Here is a 16,252-nt window from a genome sequence, read left to right on the forward strand (position 1 = left end):
GCGGGCTGGGGGCGATGGCGGTGCTGGTCAGGCCTGCTTCCCGGCTAAGCCCGCTCTTCCTGGAGCACCCGCTTGTCCTGCAGCGGACGCCGGGCCAACCAGGCCGCCACGATGGCCCCGGAGATGTTGTGCCACAGCGAGAAGACAGCGGACGGCAGCGCGGCCAGGGGTGTGAAGTGGGCGGTGGCCAGCGTCGCTGCCAGGCCGGAGTTCTGCATGCCGACTTCGAAGGCGAGGGCGCGGCGGGCTTTGTCGTCCAGGCGGCCCAGCTTGCCGGCAAGGTAGCCGAGGCCCAGCCCGAAGCCGTTGTGCAGCACCACGGCGAGGAACACGATGGCCCCGGCCTCGATGATCTTGTTGGCGCTCCCGGCCACCACGATGGCCACGATGAGGGAGATCACGACGGCGGACACCCACGGAAGCGCGGGCAGCACCTTGGCGACGAGCTTCTTGAGGAACAGGCGGGCGAGGAGGCCGGCCACCACCGGCAGCAGTACCGTTTTTACGATGTCCAGGACCATGCCGGCGGCGTCGATCTGCAGGTACGAACCCGCAAGGAACAGGACCAGCAGCGGGGTGACGATCGGGGCGATCAGGGTGGAGACGGAGGCCACCGCCACGGAGAGGGCAACATCGCCCTTGGCCAGGAAGGCCATGACGTTCGAGGCCGTGCCGGAGGGTGCGCAGCCCACCAGTATCACGCCGACGGCCAGTTCGGGCGGCAAGTTGAGCGCGCCCGCGATCAGCCAGCCGGCGCCGGGCATGATGATGTAATGCGCCACGATCCCCAAGGCCACGGCCCATGGCCGCTTGGCCACCGCGGCGAAGTCCGGCGGGGTCAGGGTCAGGCCCATGCAGAACATGATGATGCCCAGCAGGTAGGGCACGCTGGGGGCCATGGGTTTGAAGACTCCGGGGAGCAGGAAACCGAGGATGCCTGCGACGACCACCAGGATGGGGAACACCGTCACCGCGATGCGGGCGATCCTGCTTTCCGCTTCGAGCGCGGGGTTGACGGGTGTCCCGTCCGGGGAATTTTGGGGTTTAGTTGCCTCAAGCATCCAATAATGGTGCACTGTCCTATAAGATTCCGCCAATTGATGACCGTGAACGGTAACAACGGCGGAAACCCCCACGGCCCCCAGCAATGTGGACCGTGGGATGTTCCTCCGTCAGAGCTGCTTCCGGAGCTCCATCTTGCGGATCTTGCCGCTGGCAGTGCGCGGCATGTCCTCCACCACCACCAGCGACTTAGGGATCTTGTAACGGGCAAGCCGGCCGTCAAGGAAGCTGCGCAGTTGCTCCGCGGTCAACGATTCCCCCTCGCGCAGCGTGACGATCGCTTGGGGGACCTCACCCCACTTGTCATCGGGGATGCCGATGACGGCCACGCTGCCCACGGCACTGTGCTCGGAGACGACCGCTTCCACCTCCGCCGGGTAGATGTTCTCCCCGCCGGAAATGATCATGTCCTTGAGCCGGTCCGAGACGAACAGGAAGCCTTCCTGGTCCCGGTAGCCCATGTCGCCCGAGCGGAACCACGCCCCGTCCGCGTAGCTGGCGGCAGTGGCCTCCGGCCGGTTCCAGTACTCCTTGATCACGTTGGGGCCGGAGATCTGGATTTCCCCCACCTCGCCCGGCGCCACCGCACCGCCCATGGGGTCGGCGATCCTGACGTCGGTGAAGAAGTGCGGCAGGCCTGCCGAACCGGCCTTTTCCCGTGACCGGTCCACGGGAAGCATGGTGACGCCGGGGGCCGTTTCGGTCATGCCGTAGCAGTTGGTGAAGCCGATGCCGCGGTCCTCGTATGCGTCCAGGACCCGGCGGGGAATGGCGGAGCCGCCGCAGGTCAGCTTGTCCAGGGAGCTAAGGTCCGCAGTTGCCCATCCGGGATCTTCGCAGAGCAGCTGGAACGTGGTGGGCACCCCGTTGAGGGTGGTGACCTTGTGCTCCTGGATCAGTCCCAGGACCCTGGCGGGATCGAACTTGGCCTCAAGGACCACGGTGGCACCCTTCAGGAGCATGGGCAGCAGCCCCATGTCCAGGGACGCCACGTGGAACAGCGGCGAGATCATCAGCGCCACGTCGTTGCGGTTCAGGTCCATGTCCACGATGGTGTTGATGCAGTTCCACGTGATGTTCCCGTGCGTCAGCAGCGCACCCTTCGGCTTGCCTGTGGTCCCGGAGGTGTACAGGATCATGGCGCCGTCGTCATGGCCCACCGGCACGTCGACGGGTTCGGCGGCTGCCGCCTGCAGCGCCTCCTCATAACGCTCAACCGCTGCAAAGTGTCCGACGGCGGCGGGTGACGTCACGGTGGAAGGTTCCGTCCCGCCGTCGGCCGCTACGACCAGGCGGTGGGTCACCACTGTCCCTTCCACGGCGGCCGATGCGGGCGCTTCCAGGGCGCCCGCGTTGACCAGGAGCCGTGCTCCGGAATCCTGCAGCTGGAACTGCAGCTCGGGCGGGGCAAGCCGGGTGTTGAGCGGCACGAAGATGGCGCCCAGGAGGCCGCAGGCGAAGAACGTCTCCACGAAGGAGGGGTGGTTATCGCCCAGGTAGGCCACCCGCTCGCCTTTGACCACTCCCCTGTCGCCGAGCGCGTTGGCCAAACGCCCGGCCCGTTCGGCGAGCTCTTCGTAGCTCAGGGTGCCCGCTGCTGACAGCAGGGCCGTCTTGGCGCCCGACTTCCGGCGGCGGCGCTGCAGCCAAGAGCCAACTCCGTTGTTGTCCATGGTTCTCCTAACGGACCGTGGTGAGGTCGTTGTTCTTAGATTCCCGCGTCAGGGCGATGAAGACAATCGAGACCAGCGCCATGACGGACAGGAACACCACCACCGGGAGGATGTTCTGGCCGGAGTCCTTGTAGAGGCCGGCGATGATGCCCGGGGTGAAGCCTGCGCCGATGAGCGTGGCCAGCTGGTAGCCCACTGCAGCGCCGGTGTAGCGGGACGTGGTGCCGAACTGTTCGGAGACGAAGGCCGCCAGTGGCCCGTAAAGGGAGGAGTGCAGGATCAGCGCCACGGTGAAGGCCAGGAAGACCAGGCCCACGTTGCCCGAGCCGAGCATCCCGAACATTGGGAAGAGGTAGGCGATGAACAGGGCCAGGCCTGAAATCATCACGGGGCGGCGGCCGAAACGGTCAGACAGGCGGCCGCCCAGCAGGACGAAGACGATGGAGATGGCCGAGGCTCCCGCGAAGGCATAGAGCACGCCCTGCTGCGGCGCCCCCTTCGACACGGCATACGTCACCGAAAACGTGGGAAGCACCACCTGCAGGCCGAACCCCGCAGCGCCGGCGAACATGATCATGATCAGTGCCTTGGGCCGGCGGAGTACGTCCAGCAGCGGGATCTTGCGCTTGGCACCCTGGGCCTCTTCCCTGGCCACTGCCTCGGCGAAGATGGGGCTTTCGGAGACCCGGAGGCGGACGAACATGCCCACGATGAGGAGCACAAAGGACAGCAGGAACGGCACTCGCCAGCCCCAGGCCAGGAAGGCATCCTGCGGCAGGGCCGAGAAGATGCCCATCACCACGGTGCCCAGCACGGCACCGGTGGGGGCGCCGGCGTTGACGAACGATGCCGCAAAGCCGCGCCGCTTGGGGTCGGAGTGCTCCAGCGCCATGAGCGCGGCGCCGCCCCATTCACCGCCGACGGCGATCCCCTGGCAGACCCGCAGCAAGACCAGGAGCACAGCGCCCCACGGTCCGATCACGCTGGCTCCAGGAATCACGCCGATGAGGGTGGAAGCGATGCCCATCATGGCCATGGAGATGATCAGCATCCCCTTGCGGCCCACCTTGTCACCGAAGTGGCCGAAGATCACGCCACCCAGCGGCCTGGCCACGTACCCGGCGGCAAAGGTGGCGTAGGCGGCGACGACGCCCACCCATTCGTCCGTGCCGGCGAAGAAGACCTTGGGAAAGGCCACTGCTGCGGCCGTGGCGTAGAGCAGGAAATCGTAGAACTCGATGGTGCTGCCCAGATAGCTGGACAGGATGACCGTGCGCGCTTCCTTGCGCTTTGCGGCCGTACCCGCAGGTGCGAGCGTGGTGTGTCCGGACATGGCTGTTCCTAAAGACGGAGGAATTCGGGGTTTTTGGGGTTGCCTGAGGCGGCGGCGCCGAAAGGGGCCCCGCCGGTGCAGTGAAGGGGTTACTGCCGGTGGTGCGCTTTGCCTAAGAAGGGGCCTACTTATAGAAGCGGGCCAGGAATTCGGCAACGACGGCCGGGCGTTCCTGCCCTTCGATTTCGATGGTGGCGTTGACCTTGATCTGCGCGCCGCCCTTAACCTCAGTCACCTCCGCGATGGTGGCCTGCATGCGGACCTTGGAGCCCACCTTCACAGGTGAGGTGAAGCGGACCTTGTCCAGCCCGTAGTTGACCTTGGTGGTGACGCCGTCGACATCGAACAGCTCGCCCCAGAACGGGATGATCAGGGACAGGGTGAGGAAACCGTGGGCGATGGGGGCACCGAACGGGCCGTCCTTCGCACGTTCCGGATCGGTGTGGATCCACTGCTGGTCATCCGTGGCGTCGGCGAACAGGTTGATTTGTTCCTGGGTGATCTGGCGGTAGTCGGTAGTGCCAAGGTCCTTGCCGGACATGGTGAGCAGGGTGTCGAAATCGACCACGAGATTGGGCATCGTTGCCTCCTGGGCTGGTGTGTGGTTGAGGTGCTTTGCAGGTGTTGCAGGACTTAGCGGGTGAAGGCGCTCTCGCCGGTGAGGGCGCGGCCGATGATAAGGGCGTTGATCTCGTGGGTGCCTTCGTAGGAGTAGACGGCTTCGGCGTCGGCATGGAAACGCGCGACGTCGGTTGCCAGGGTGATGCCGTTGCCGCCCACCACTTCGCGGGCCAGGGCTACGGTGTCGCGCATGAACAGGGACGTCTGCATCTTGGCCAGGGCGGAGTCCTGGTCGCGGTAGATGCCTTTTGCCTGCTGCTCGGTAAGCCGGACCACCAGGGACAGGCTGGCGGTGACGTTGCCGAGCATGCGGGCCAGTTTCTCCTGGACCAGCTGGAAGGAGCCCAGGGTGCGGCCGAACTGCCTGCGTTCGTTGACGTAGGCGAGCGCGGCCTCGAAGGCGCCGGCAGCCATGCCGGCGGCGATCCAGGCCACGTCCGAGCGCATGGCCCGGAGCATTGCCGCGACGTCCTTGAAGGAGTTCACGTTGTGCAGGCGCATGGCCTCGGGGACCCGGACACCGGTGAGGGTGATGTGGGCGTTCTGCATCATCCGCAGCGAGGTCTTGCCCTGGATTTTCTCCAGGGTGACGCCGTCGGCTGTCCGGTCCACGAGGAAGGCCTTGACCTGCCCGTCCGCGGTGTCCCGGGCGAATACTGCGAGGACGTCCGCGGTGGCTGCGCCGCCGATCCAGCGCTTGGCGCCGTCAAGGATCCAGCTGCCGTCGGGCTGCCGCCTGGCGGTGGTGGAGAGTCCGCCGGCGATGTCCGATCCGGATTCCGGTTCGGTCAGCGAGAAGACGCCTTTGAGCGAGAAGTCGATGACCTTGGGCATCCATTCGGCCTGCTGTTCCGGCGAGGCACCAACGCGGATGGAGGTTCGGAACAGGCCTGCCTGGGCGGTGTACCAGGTGGCCAGGGACGCGTCCGTGCGGGCAAGCTCGAAGATCCGGAAGCCCTGGTAGATGCCGCGGGCCGGACCGTGTTCTGCACCGGTGGCGCCTGTGAGTTCGGCCGGTTCCATCAGGTCCAGGTCGATCAGCGGCCGGGCGAGCTGGTCCGGAAACTCACCGCGTTCCCAGTACTCCGCCAACAGGGGTTTGGCTTCGGAGTCGAGGAAACTCCGCAGCCGGGACAGGACCTGGCGCTCCTCGGGCGTGAGGAGGGACTCGGCCTCGTACCAGTCCGCTGCTTCGTAGAGCCGGGCACCCAGGGCGGCATCCGCCGTCGTAAGCGCGCCCATGTCAGGCCCCCAGCCCGAGGAGGCGGACCGCGTTGTCCTTGAGGATCTTGGACCGAACCTCGTCCTTCAGCGGCAGGTCCGAGAAGGCGCCGAGCCATTTTTGCGGGGTGATCAGCGGGAAGTCTGTGCCGAACAGCACCTTGTCCTGGAGGTAGGAGTTGGAGGCCTTGACCAGGGATTCCGGGAAGTACTTGGGCGACCAGCCGGAGAGGTCGATGAACACGTTGGCTTTGTGCGTGGCGATGGAGTTGGCCTCGTCCTGCCATGGCACGGACGGGTGGGCCATGATGATCTGCAGGCCGGGGAAGTCCGCGGCCACGGCATCCAGCAGCAACGGGTTGGAGTAGGCCAGCTTGATGCCGTAGCCGCCAGGAAGGCCTGCACCCATGCCGTTCTGGCCGGTGTGGAAGATGGCGGGCAGGCCCAGTTCCTGGAGGGTTTCCCAGAGCGGGTAGAAGCGCTCGCTGGACGGGTCGAAGCCCTGCAGGGAGGGGTGGAACTTGAAGCCGCGCGCGCCGAGTTCAATGGCCTGGTGCTTGGCCCCGGCGATGGCATCCTCGCCGGTGCGCGGGTCCACGCTGCCGAACGGGATCAGGACGTCATTGTTCCGGGCGGCACCGGCGATGAGTTCGGGGATGCTGTTGGGTTCGTGCTTGAGCTGGGTGCGGGCGTCCACGGTGAAGACGACGGCGGCCATGTTCAGTTCGCGGTAGACCTCGGCGATGCGGTCCAGTGACGGGGTGCGGTCCTCGGCCTTGAAGTACTTGGCCGAGGCTTCGGTCAGTTCTTCCGGCAGGGAGCCGTGGCCGCAGCTGTCCACCTCAAGGTGGACGTGCATGTCGATGGCATCGAGCTTTGTGGGGTCGATGCCCAGTTCGTAACGGTCGGCCATGGTCAGCGGGCCTCGGCGGCCTGTGCGGGCTTCAGGTCCTCCGGCAGCGGGAGGAATTCCTCGCCGTAGCTTTGGAGCGTTTCGGCGGTGAACAGCTGGCCGGCGTTTTCCTGCAGCGCCTCATAGCTCCAGCCGCCCTCACGGTACTCGGTGGTGGCCGCTTCCGGGTGGGTCCAGACCTGCAGCCGGTCACCGCCGGCGCCGATGGCCTGGCCGGTGATGTTGGCTGCCTCGTCGGAGGCGAGGAAGGCAACCAGTCCGGAGACGTCGTCGGCCGTTCCAAAGCCCAGGTCGTGGCGGAAGAAGGACGGCATGGCCTCGCCGCGCTCGTCCGCCTCCACGGCCTTCTGGAAGTACGGCACGGTCTTGGTCATGGCGGTGGCGGCCACGGGGATGACGCTGTTGACCGTCACGCCGGCCTTCTTCATTTCCAGCGCCCAGGTGCGGACCATGCCCACGATGCCGGCCTTGGCGGCGGCGTAGTTGGTCTGGCCGAAGTTGCCGCGCTGGCCGGTGGGCGAACCGATGGTGATGATGCGGCCCTGGACGTTGTTTTCCTTGAAGTAGGCGTAGGCCTCGCGGACGCAGGTGAAGGTGCCCTTGAGGTGGACGTTGATCACCAGGTCGAAGTCCTCGTCCGTCATCTTCAGCAGGGACTTGTCGCGGAGGATCCCGGCGTTGGTGACCAGGATGTCCAGGCCGCCGAAGGCGTCCACGGCGCCGGCCACCAGGGCCTTGGCCGCGTCGGTGGTTCCCACCGGGACCACCACGGCTGTGGCGCGGCCGCCGTCGGCCTCGATCTGCGCGACGGCCTGTGCGGCGGTCTCGGCGTTTACGTCATTGATGACGACGGCGGCACCCTGGCGGGCGAGTTCCCTGGCGTAGGCAAGGCCGAGGCCCTGCCCGCTTCCGGTGACGATTGCAACCTTGCCGTTCAAGCTCATGGCCTGCTCCTTCGCATGCGCCGGCCGAAGCCGTTGGGGTGGTCCCACTGCGGTGTGAGATCCTTGTTGGAATCAATGAAATTACGGATCATTGAAAAAGTCAACGATTGTTTTTTACACCGGAGTTGTGATGGCCACCTTGGGCACCGAAGTTCAGACCCCCCGCCTTGCGGCAGCCAGGATCGGCAGCGATGTGGGCCTGCTGCTCGCCAAGCTGCACGCCGCCGGCTCGGTACTGAACAACAAGGCATTGGCTGACTTCGGGCTGCGCGAGCGGTCCTTCTCCATCCTGACGCTGGCGTGCAGCGGACTGGAGCCCACGCAGCGGGAACTGGCGGATTTCCTCAGCCTGGACCCCAGCCAGGTGGTCACCCTTGTGGACGACCTGGAACGCCGCGGCCTGGTGGAACGGGCGCAGGGCAAGCAGGACCGGCGCGCCAAGATCATCGTCTCCACAGCCGAGGGGCGGAAGATGCACGCGAAGGCCCGCACCGCCATGGACGCGGCCGAGCTGAACCAGCTGGCCGTGCTGTCCGGGGAGGAGTCGCAGGAATTGAAGCGCCTGCTCCGCAAGGCGCTGTGGGGCGCGGCGGAGTAGGCGGCAAAGGGAACGGTGCAAGGCGTTGCACCGTTCCCTGATGATGTTTGGTCTCAGACTGCCGGCCGGCCTGCCACTTATTGCTCCCCCCGGAACAGGCTTCTACATACGGCCCGCGGCCAGGTCCGCGTCGACGTTCGGATCAGTGCGCTTGGCTTCCTGCTCCTGGGGGCTTTCCGATGATGAGGGTTCGGATCTGGAACCCTTCATGGACCGCCACACGGCCGCCCCCGCTGCCAGGGCGGCGATTCCTGTGATCAACCACCAGATCCTGGACGGGGATTTCTTGGCCTGGATCGGGGCCGGGGCAGCAGCTCTAGGTCCGACCCGCATCAGTTGCTCATGGACCCTGGGAGTGATGGTTTCCACGCCCCCGGCAAGCTCGTCGGCCAACCGCCGCAACAGCGCCTGGAGCCGCGGGGAGGCGGTTTCGATGCCGGTATCGAGTCCGGCGACCGCTCTCTGCAGGGCCGTTTGGACGCCAGGGGTGGCCCATTCCCTGCCCTTGGCCAGCTGCGTCATGAGGTTCTCGGAAAGACGATGAACCTGCTCGGATTCCGTCAGTGGTTTTGCTGTCCGCATCGATGCCTCCTGTGGATGGTAGTGGGGACAGGCTAGGCCCGCCGGAACAGCCTGGAAAGGGTCTTTGGTGCTTTGACAGCGTTCTTAAGACGGGGCAGCCGCGTTCCGACCAGGACCAAGCGTGACGACGCATCCAGCCGGCAGGTTCGGGCCGGCTAGATCAGGACCGGGCTTCCCTTCCGGCTCCGCGGGCGAGACCGACCCGGATATTGCCGGTGAGGTGCACGAGTATGCCGACCAAGAGAAACGCGGCGAGTACCAGGGCGCTGGTGGCGATGACCGCTGGCCAGCCGCCGTCGAGCCCCGGGTTGAGGAAGTCGTAGGGGTACCAGCCGTCGAGGGCACCGCGCACCCAGGAGAAGATCAGGAACACCCCCGGGTAGCAAAGCCAGACGAGGGGCCGCCGCCACGGGCCTCGGACGGTGCGCGTGACCAGGAGCCAGTCGAGCCCCGCGACCAGCGGTGCGATGCGATGGGTGACCATCCACGGCCAGTACATGTCCAGCGTCCACCACGGTTCGTCTGGCGGAGCCACGAGCACCACATAAATAATGCCCGTCATCACCAGGTAGAACGCGAGGGCGCCGAAGAGGTGATCCCACCACCGCGGCAGCCGCGCACGCGGCCGCACGACGGACACAAGGAACACGAGTCCGAGGACGAGGTTTGACTGGAATGTGAACTGGGAGATGAGCTGGGGGATGTCGACGGAGTTGCCGGGCTGGGTCGCGTCGTATAGCTCCTGGCCGAGAGCCGCGAGCATGGCAAGTCCGGCGCCGCCGCGTACTAGACGGATCCAGAGACGGTCCGGATGCAGCGCCCGGTTGGCGCCCACGTTGCGTTGAACCGGAGGACTCAGCGTCGGCACGTCGCTCATGGCATCAGCGTAGTGTTGCGTCAAGCCAGGCCCCAGGGTCAAAAGGACCGGGTTACCACCAACCGCCGCGTCAGCCACGAGTCGCGTCACGAGGCACGTGTGCGGCATGAAGTCCCGCGGAAGCTAAGTGTTTGGGACGCTCTGGAGATCAGGACGGCCGCCAGCACACGAACATGACGGTCCTGATGCGCCGCTCGGCGAGGTTGGCCACCTGGTTGGCCGTCATCTGCGCGAAGCTGTCGCCAAGGAAGGTCGCGAAGGTCACCGGTGGTGGCCCCTCGCGATGGGTTTTGGCGAGCATCTGCCGAAACCAAGCAAGGCTCTCCTCCGACGAGTCGTTTTCCGAGACGACATCAAAACCTGCCGACGGGAGGAGCTCGCGCATCTCCTCCAGCGTCGCGGGAAAGCTTGTCGAGGAGTCAGCGGCCCACGGGACCGGGTAGTGTACTTCACCCCCTTCACCCTGCAGGACGTCATAAACCACGAACCTGCCGCCCGGCCGGAGGACCCGGAAGGCTTCCGCGTACAGCCCGTGCTTGTCGGGAATGTTCATCGCCACGTGTACGGTCATCGCCGCATCCACAGATTTGTCGGGAAGGCCGGTGGCTGTGGCGTCCCCAACCTGGAAGCGGGTCCGGCCGGACAATCCTGTCCACTCCGAAAGCGCCGTCGCTACCTGGCAGAACTCCGGGGTGAGGTCCACCCCTGTCACCGTGCACCCGGTCAACTCGGCGAGGGTCCGCGCGGGGCCGCCCAATCCGCTGCCGAGGTCGAGCACCTGGGAATCGGCAGTGAGGGCGAGCGCCTCGATGATTTCCAGGGTTGCCCTGCGGCCACGGATGTGGAACTCGTCAACAGCAGCGAGGTCGGCCGGCCGCAGCGCCGTGCGGTCCACACCGGCCGCGTCCAAGGCAGAACCGATGGCAGCCACAAGTCCGCCGGGGCCGGTGTAGAACGCCGAAACCTGGTTCATTGCGCCATCCTCACACCGGGTGGCCGCAGGGTCAACGTGAAGCCCTTGCCAGGTGGGGCGCGGAGCAGGAATGGAGCCCGACGACGAAAACCCTCCGCCACGGCGTCAGCGGACGATGAAGACGGCGATCCTCACTGCGTCCGGGTACCGCTCGCCGGTGCCGACGGCAACCACGTGGTTGAGCCACGACCATTCCTTGGACGCCGTGGAGAACCGGAGTGAACACCGGAAGTAGATGCCGGCCGGATCCACCGCTTCGCCCCGGTTGAGCCTGGCGATGTCCGCCGCCGAGCCATGCCGCAAGGCGCTGTTGTGCACGTGGATCAAGGCCCCGTCACTGGTTTCGAGCATGTAGCGGGCGTCGAGCTCGGTCAGTTCCGGGCTGTGCAGGAGCTGGAAGTCGGCACCGCCGGGCAGCACTGTGCCGGAGAGCGAGGGCCCGGTTACGGTACCCCCGGTGATCGGCACAATCCTGCGGTGGCCGGTGGGGGCGGGCCCGGCGTCGATGGGCGCCTGCACGTTGACGCTGAGCTCGGCGAGGAACTCCAGCGGCGGCGGGGCGGGCGTCCTCACAGGATCCCCACTGTCAGGCGGCTGGGGAACGCGGCGCCCGCGTGGATCCGCTGGTTGGCGGTGACAGCCGTCCCGGAGTCATATGCCAGCATGCCGGTATTGAGGTTCCGGTCCCAGCGCGGATGGCAGCTGGAGGTGACCTGGACCCGGAGCCGCTCCCCAGGGGCGAAGGTCAGGGCTGTCTCCCAGAGGCTGATGGTGTACTCATAGATCCGGCCAGGATCGATGGGCGCCGGCGGATGCCCCTCCGAGAAAAGCCCGGTTCCGGCATAGGCATCCCGCCAGGAAGCGCGGATGATTCCGTCGGCGATCCCAAGGGAGACTCCGTCTGCCGACACCCTGCAGAGCCGGACCACCCAGTCAGTGTCCACGGCGCTCGATGAGGCGAAAAGTGTGGCGGTCACGGCGCCAAATATAGTGGTCTGTTCCTCGAACGGCCGGGAGGTGAAGACTGCCACATCCTCGCGCGCCTCGACCGCGTCCTGCCGCGCCGGACCAGCCGGAAACGGCCCGGCCAGCATGGTGGCCCCTCCGGTGGTGGGCACCGGATCCAGGGGGTCGTAGGCGTACTCGACGGCACCGTCATCCGGGGCGTGGTCAAGCAGCTCCCCTGCGGCGGAAAGGAACCACGACTGTTGCCGTGACGGTTCCGGCAACGTGTCGAAGGCCCGCCAGCGGTTTTCGCCCAGGAAATAGACCAGCACGTTGGGGACGTCCGCCATTGCTTGCTCATCCGCTTTGAGGACGGCGTCAAACCACGCTGTGTGGAGGGAGGAAAGGTCTCCATGGCCGTCGACGATGCCGGCGGAAGCGGCCGCCCCGAAGTGGATGTCCGGGTAACCGCCGGAGAGGTTGGTGTGCGTCCAGGGCCCCAGGATGAGGCGGGGTTCGATGCCGTGGAGGGTGCGGCTGAGGGCTGCCTGGCGGCGGTACTGGTCCAGGGTATTCGGTGCGAAGATGTCGAACCATCCACCGATATGGAGGGTTGGCAGCCGCACGGGTTCGGCCGACGCGGCATCCCACAGCCGGCAGAAGCTGCTTCCCGGATCCTGGCCGGCGGATGGCGTCACATGGGTGCGGAGGAAGGTCCCCACCCGGGGTTCCAAGTCCCGCAGAGGCAGGACCCCGTAGCAGGAACCGTCGGCGAATCCAGCGTCCAGGGCAAGCCATTCCCGGAGTTCCTTGCCGCGCCGTTCGGGATCGTCGCCATGCTCACGCATCAGCTCGTTGAGCGATATCGAGGCGTGGCCCCAGGCGAGGCGGCTGCCGAGCTCGTGCGCGCCGCCACGGTACAGGGCACCGTTGTTGGCGTTGCCGCCCGCCGAGACACCCAGCGCCAGGGCCTTGAGCCCGGCGGGGGCCAAGCGGGCCGCCCGCCACTGGGTTTCCGCGAAGTAGGACCGGCCCCACATGCCTACCGCGCCGTTGGACCACGGCAGGTGCGCGGCCCACTCGACCGTTGCGGCGCCGTCGGACGCTTCATTGACGGACGGCTCAAAGGTGCCGTCCGAGCCGAACCTGCCGCGGCAGTCCTGCATCACCACCACGTACCCGGCCGCCGCAACGGTGACGGGATTGAAGTAGGCCGAGTTGACCGCCAGGTCCCGCCCATAGGGAGTCCGCGTCAGCAGCACCGGGAAGGTGCCGCCCGGCGCGTCCGGCCGGTAGACGGTGGACCGGAGGATGGTTCCGTCGGTCATGGTTGCTTCAATATCGCCGTCGACGACGACCGGGTAGCGCACGTGCGTGCCTTTCGTTTGCGTTGTGGGGTGCCTAGGCCGTGGCGGCAGGCTGCCTGCCGAGGTCTTCGGTGCGGACACGGTATGTTTCCTTGACCCACACGGCTGTCACCAGGGCGGAGATGAGGCAGCATGCCGCGGTAAAGATGGCCACCGGAAGCCAGCCGACGGGGCCGGGCTGGACGATTCCCGCGGCAATGGCGGGCGCGAAGCCTGTCACCACCAGGCCCAGCTGGGATGCGGTGGCGGCCCCCGTGTAGCGGATCCTGGTTTCAAACATTTCCGCTGTCATGGACGGGCCCAGCGGGTTGACCATGCCGTAGCCCACCGTCATGAAGAGGATGGCGGTGGCAAAGATCAGCGGGACCGATCCGATGCTGATTGACCAGAAGAAGGCGAAGGCTGCCACTGCACAGATGATGTTGCCTGTGATGAACACCGGTTTCCGTCCAATCCGGTCCGCCAGGATGCCGGCGTAGGGCTGGACGACGATGCCGAGGGCGGCGGTGACGATGGTAACGGTGAGCATCACGGCGGCGGGAACTCCGAGCTTTCCGGCGTAGGCGAGGCCAAAAGCCGCAAACACCGAGGAGACGACGCTCCACAAGCCGAACAGGATCACCTTGAGGATGGTTGCCCAGTGGTCGCGAAGCACTACCTTGATGGGCAGCTCCCGCTGGCTTCCTGTTTCCTTGGCGGCTTCGAAAACTTCGGATTCGGGCAGGCGGAGGCGGATGTAAAGGCCGATGCCGACCACCAGCAGGCTGGCCAGGAACGGGAGCCGCCATCCCCAGGAAAGAAGTTCCTGCTCAGGCAGGAGTGACACGGCCAGGAAGGCGAGGGACGCGAGCATGATGCCTGCCACAGCGCCGGTATTGACCCAGCTGGCGTAGAAGGCGCGCTTGTTGCTGGGGGCATGCTCCATGGTCATGGTCACTGCGCCAACGGATTCGCCGGCGGCCGACGCCCCCTGCACGGCCCTGAGGAAGACAAGCAGGACTGGTGCGGCGGCCCCGATGGCCGATGCCGGCGGCAGGCAGCCGATCAGGAACGTCGCGATGCCCATCAGGACGAGCGTCAGGACCAGCATCTGGCGCCTGCCAACGCGGTCACCAAAGTGTCCGATCACGGCTGCGGCAACGGGCCGCACAACATATCCGATACCGATGGTGGCCATGGAAAGCACCATGCCCAGCGACGGGTCGATGCCCGGGAAGAAGATCTTGTTGAAGATCAGGGCGGAGGCTGATCCGTAGATGAAGAAGTCGTAGTACTCAAGGGTGCTTCCGATGAAGCTGGCCATGGCGGCCCGGCGGGCGTTGGCGCTGCCTGCCTGCGCTGGTGTGGAAACTGGTGTGGCACTCGGGGACAACGGTGTCACCGGGCCGATGGGACCTGCGGTCATTGCGGATCTCCTGGAAAGTGATGATTCAGCAGGCGCCTGCTGGGGACTGTGCGTGCCGGCGCGGGATGTGGGCCGGATCACTGAGCTAAATGTTATGCGCTTATTACGACGACCGTCAATAAATGTGCAAAGTAAATTTGCTGCGACGTGTCAGCCTGCGAAGATGGGGTGTGACTTCTGAGCCGCATCCTTTCCCTGGCGGGCCCACCGAGCCCCGTGTGGCCGCCGAGGAAGTCAACTTCCCGCGCCCGTTGAAGGGCTCGGCGTCGCAGCACCTGGTGGTCACGATGCTGGCGGACTATTGGCGCGACTACACCGGGTGGCTGCCCTCCCGGCTGATTGTGTCCCTGGCCGCGGCCCTGGGCGTCAGCTCTTCCGCTGCCTCAACAGCCCTCAGCAGGCTCGCAGGGCGCGCCGTCCTGGAACAGTCGAGTGCCGGGCGTGCTTCCCGCTACAGGTTCACCCCGGAGGCGAGGGCCCGCCTGGAAATCGGTGTGCGCCAGATCAGCGGCTTCGGCTCCGAGGACCGCCCCTGGGATGGCATGTGGACCGTGGTTGCCTTCAGTGTTCCGGAGCGCTCGCGCGAACTGCGCGAACTGCTGCGGAGCCGCCTCAAATGGCTGGGATTCGCCCCCCTGTATGGGGCGGTGTGGGTTTCCGCGTGGGATACCGCGGACGATCTGGAGGATTCCTGCCGCCACCTGGGCGTGGAGAACTACGTCATCTTCCGCAGTGCCGGGGAAGGGCTCCGCGGGCGGCCGCTGATTGAGGCTTGGGACCTGGACGAAGTGCGCCGGCAGTACACCCCCTTCATCAACGCCTACCGCCAGAAAGCGGAGGTCCTGGCCGAAGGACGCCTCCCGGGGGAAGAGGCTTTTCGGTTGAGGACCGAGGTGATGGACGCCTGGCGGGCGTTCCCCTGGGAGGACCCCGGGCTCCCCCCGGAGCTGCTGCCCCGCGATTTCCCCTTGTTCGAGGCGCGCCGCATCCTCGTCGCCCTCTACAACCCGTTGCTGGAGGATGCCCGTTCCTACGCGGAGGAGGAGGCTGCGAGGCTGGCGCCCGAGGTGGCCGGGCACAGCAGGGCCTTCGTGCTGAAGGGCTAAAGCCTCCTTGCCGGTGGGCCGCTTTTCCCAGTCGTGGCTTGTCCTACCCGGTCGTGGTTCTGTTGACAGTCGTGGCCTGTTTTACCAGTCATGCCTCACCAGTCATGCACGGTGCCGTCGACGAGGCGGTTGTAGGGCAGGTAGGCCTGCTGGTAGGGGTAGGCTGCGGCGGCTTCTTCGTTGAATTCGACGCCGATCCCGGGTTTGTCGCCCGGGTGCAGGTAGCCGTCCACGAACGTCATGGACTGCTCGAAGACCTCGTTGGTCTTGTCCGAGTGCTGCATGTACTCCTGGATCCCGTAATTATGGATCGCCAACCCCACGTGCAGCTGCGCCGCGAACCCCACCGGGGAAATGTCCGTGGGCCCGTGGAAACCGGACTTGATCTGGTACTGCGCAGCGAAGTCCATCACCTTCTTCAGGGGGCTGATCCCGCCGAAGTGGGTGGACGCTGCCCGCACGTAGTCGATCAGCTGTTCCTTGATCAGCGTCTGGTAATCCCACACCGTATTGAAGATCTCCCCGATCGCCAACGGCGTGGTGGTGTGCTGCCGGACCAGGCGCAGCCCCTCCTGGTTCTCCGCCGGCGTGCAGTCCTCCAGCCAGAACAAGTCATACGGCTCCAACGCCTT

16 protein-coding genes are annotated in these 16,252 nt (G+C 66.2%); 2 read left to right on the top strand and 14 right to left on the bottom strand.

From position 1 onward, the window contains the following. Nucleotides 1-44 precede the first annotated feature (44 nt). The 7 genes from ACTHQS_RS19815 to ACTHQS_RS19845 all read right to left on the bottom strand — a co-directional run bounded on the left by ACTHQS_RS19815 (nt 45) and on the right by ACTHQS_RS19845 (nt 7,767). Nucleotides 45-1,061 (bottom strand): bile acid:sodium symporter family protein, encoded by a 1,017-nt coding sequence (locus ACTHQS_RS19815; RefSeq protein WP_440172290.1) that lies wholly within the window; start codon nt 1,059-1,061, stop codon nt 45-47. A 111-nt stretch (nt 1,062-1,172) separates the two neighbouring features. After that, a complete protein-coding gene (gene menE / locus ACTHQS_RS19820) occupies nt 1,173-2,735 on the bottom strand; it encodes an o-succinylbenzoate--CoA ligase (RefSeq protein ID WP_440172292.1) in 1,563 nt (520 codons plus the stop codon). 7 nt (nt 2,736-2,742) lie between these two features. Beyond that, nucleotides 2,743-4,068, bottom strand: coding sequence for an MFS transporter (locus ACTHQS_RS19825; RefSeq protein WP_440172294.1), 1,326 nt, complete (start codon nt 4,066-4,068; stop codon nt 2,743-2,745). Between the two features lie 124 nt (nt 4,069-4,192). Continuing rightward, nucleotides 4,193-4,648 carry a MaoC family dehydratase gene (locus ACTHQS_RS19830; protein WP_440172296.1) on the bottom strand — a complete coding sequence of 152 codons (456 nt, stop codon included), beginning with the start codon at nt 4,646-4,648 and terminating at the stop codon, nt 4,193-4,195. Between the two features lie 53 nt (nt 4,649-4,701). Continuing rightward, the gene (locus ACTHQS_RS19835; RefSeq protein ID WP_440172298.1) at nt 4,702-5,931 is read right to left on the bottom strand and encodes an acyl-CoA dehydrogenase family protein; all 1,230 of its coding nucleotides are present in this window, start codon (nt 5,929-5,931) and stop codon (nt 4,702-4,704) included. Nucleotide 5,932: 1 nt separating this feature from the next. Continuing rightward, nucleotides 5,933-6,823, bottom strand: coding sequence for an amidohydrolase family protein (locus ACTHQS_RS19840; protein WP_440172300.1), 891 nt, complete (start codon nt 6,821-6,823; stop codon nt 5,933-5,935). A gap of 2 nt (nt 6,824-6,825) precedes the next feature. After that, complete coding sequence (locus tag ACTHQS_RS19845) at nt 6,826-7,767, bottom strand: SDR family NAD(P)-dependent oxidoreductase (RefSeq protein ID WP_440172302.1); 942 nt, start codon at nt 7,765-7,767, stop codon at nt 6,826-6,828. A 130-nt stretch (nt 7,768-7,897) separates the two neighbouring features. Between ACTHQS_RS19845 and ACTHQS_RS19850 the strand changes: the two genes are divergently transcribed. Further along, nucleotides 7,898-8,365 (top strand): MarR family winged helix-turn-helix transcriptional regulator, encoded by a 468-nt coding sequence (locus ACTHQS_RS19850; protein WP_224027260.1) that lies wholly within the window; start codon nt 7,898-7,900, stop codon nt 8,363-8,365. Between the two features lie 102 nt (nt 8,366-8,467). On the opposite strand, the gene ACTHQS_RS19855 is transcribed toward ACTHQS_RS19850, so the two are convergent. The 6 genes from ACTHQS_RS19855 to ACTHQS_RS19880 all read right to left on the bottom strand — a co-directional run bounded on the left by ACTHQS_RS19855 (nt 8,468) and on the right by ACTHQS_RS19880 (nt 14,514). Further along, complete coding sequence (locus ACTHQS_RS19855) at nt 8,468-8,947, bottom strand: hypothetical protein (RefSeq protein WP_440172304.1); 480 nt, start codon at nt 8,945-8,947, stop codon at nt 8,468-8,470. A 160-nt stretch (nt 8,948-9,107) separates the two neighbouring features. After that, entirely contained in the window at nt 9,108-9,824 is a 717-nt protein-coding gene (locus ACTHQS_RS19860) for a Pr6Pr family membrane protein (protein ID WP_440172306.1), read from the bottom strand. Nucleotides 9,825-9,972: 148 nt separating this feature from the next. Continuing rightward, entirely contained in the window at nt 9,973-10,797 is an 825-nt protein-coding gene (locus tag ACTHQS_RS19865) for a class I SAM-dependent methyltransferase (RefSeq protein WP_440172309.1), read from the bottom strand. Nucleotides 10,798-10,902: 105 nt separating this feature from the next. After that, nucleotides 10,903-11,370: a DUF3237 domain-containing protein gene (locus ACTHQS_RS19870; RefSeq protein WP_440172311.1), complete on the bottom strand. Its 468-nt coding sequence runs from the start codon at nt 11,368-11,370 to the stop codon at nt 10,903-10,905. Then, on the bottom strand, nt 11,367-13,112 hold the full coding sequence (locus ACTHQS_RS19875) for a CocE/NonD family hydrolase (RefSeq protein ID WP_440172314.1): 1,746 nt from the start codon (nt 13,110-13,112) through the stop codon (nt 11,367-11,369). Before ACTHQS_RS19875 ends, ACTHQS_RS19870 begins: the two co-directional genes overlap by 4 nt. A gap of 31 nt (nt 13,113-13,143) precedes the next feature. Then, the gene (locus ACTHQS_RS19880) at nt 13,144-14,514 is read right to left on the bottom strand and encodes an MFS transporter (protein WP_440172316.1); all 1,371 of its coding nucleotides are present in this window, start codon (nt 14,512-14,514) and stop codon (nt 13,144-13,146) included. Between the two features lie 170 nt (nt 14,515-14,684). Between ACTHQS_RS19880 and ACTHQS_RS19885 the strand changes: the two genes are divergently transcribed. Then, entirely contained in the window at nt 14,685-15,620 is a 936-nt protein-coding gene (locus tag ACTHQS_RS19885; protein WP_440172318.1) for a PaaX family transcriptional regulator, read from the top strand. A 95-nt stretch (nt 15,621-15,715) separates the two neighbouring features. On the opposite strand, the gene ACTHQS_RS19890 is transcribed toward ACTHQS_RS19885, so the two are convergent. Then, the coding region (locus ACTHQS_RS19890) for an enolase C-terminal domain-like protein (protein WP_440172320.1) at nt 15,716-16,252 on the bottom strand (537 nt) is incomplete at its 5' end.

It is taken from the genome of Arthrobacter sp. SAFR-044 (genome assembly GCF_051965175.1).
GTDB lineage: Bacteria > Actinomycetota > Actinomycetes > Actinomycetales > Micrococcaceae > Arthrobacter.

Coding starts and splice junctions, on each gene's coding strand:
- ACTHQS_RS19855 (WP_440172304.1), bottom strand. CDS start 8,947: ATGCGGACAGCAAAACCACTGACGGAATCCGAGCAGGTTCATCGTCTT.
- ACTHQS_RS19840 (WP_440172300.1), bottom strand. CDS start 6,823: ATGGCCGACCGTTACGAACTGGGCATCGACCCCACAAAGCTCGATGCC.
- ACTHQS_RS19815 (WP_440172290.1), bottom strand. CDS start 1,061: ATGCTTGAGGCAACTAAACCCCAAAATTCCCCGGACGGGACACCCGTC.
- ACTHQS_RS19880 (WP_440172316.1), bottom strand. CDS start 14,514: ATGACCGCAGGTCCCATCGGCCCGGTGACACCGTTGTCCCCGAGTGCC.
- ACTHQS_RS19860 (WP_440172306.1), bottom strand. CDS start 9,824: ATGAGCGACGTGCCGACGCTGAGTCCTCCGGTTCAACGCAACGTGGGC.
- ACTHQS_RS19825 (WP_440172294.1), bottom strand. CDS start 4,068: ATGTCCGGACACACCACGCTCGCACCTGCGGGTACGGCCGCAAAGCGC.
- ACTHQS_RS19850 (WP_224027260.1), top strand. CDS start 7,898: ATGGCCACCTTGGGCACCGAAGTTCAGACCCCCCGCCTTGCGGCAGCC.
- ACTHQS_RS19830 (WP_440172296.1), bottom strand. CDS start 4,648: ATGCCCAATCTCGTGGTCGATTTCGACACCCTGCTCACCATGTCCGGC.
- ACTHQS_RS19865 (WP_440172309.1), bottom strand. CDS start 10,797: ATGAACCAGGTTTCGGCGTTCTACACCGGCCCCGGCGGACTTGTGGCT.
- ACTHQS_RS19845 (WP_440172302.1), bottom strand. CDS start 7,767: ATGAGCTTGAACGGCAAGGTTGCAATCGTCACCGGAAGCGGGCAGGGC.
- ACTHQS_RS19835 (WP_440172298.1), bottom strand. CDS start 5,931: ATGGGCGCGCTTACGACGGCGGATGCCGCCCTGGGTGCCCGGCTCTAC.
- menE (WP_440172292.1), bottom strand. CDS start 2,735: ATGGACAACAACGGAGTTGGCTCTTGGCTGCAGCGCCGCCGCCGGAAG.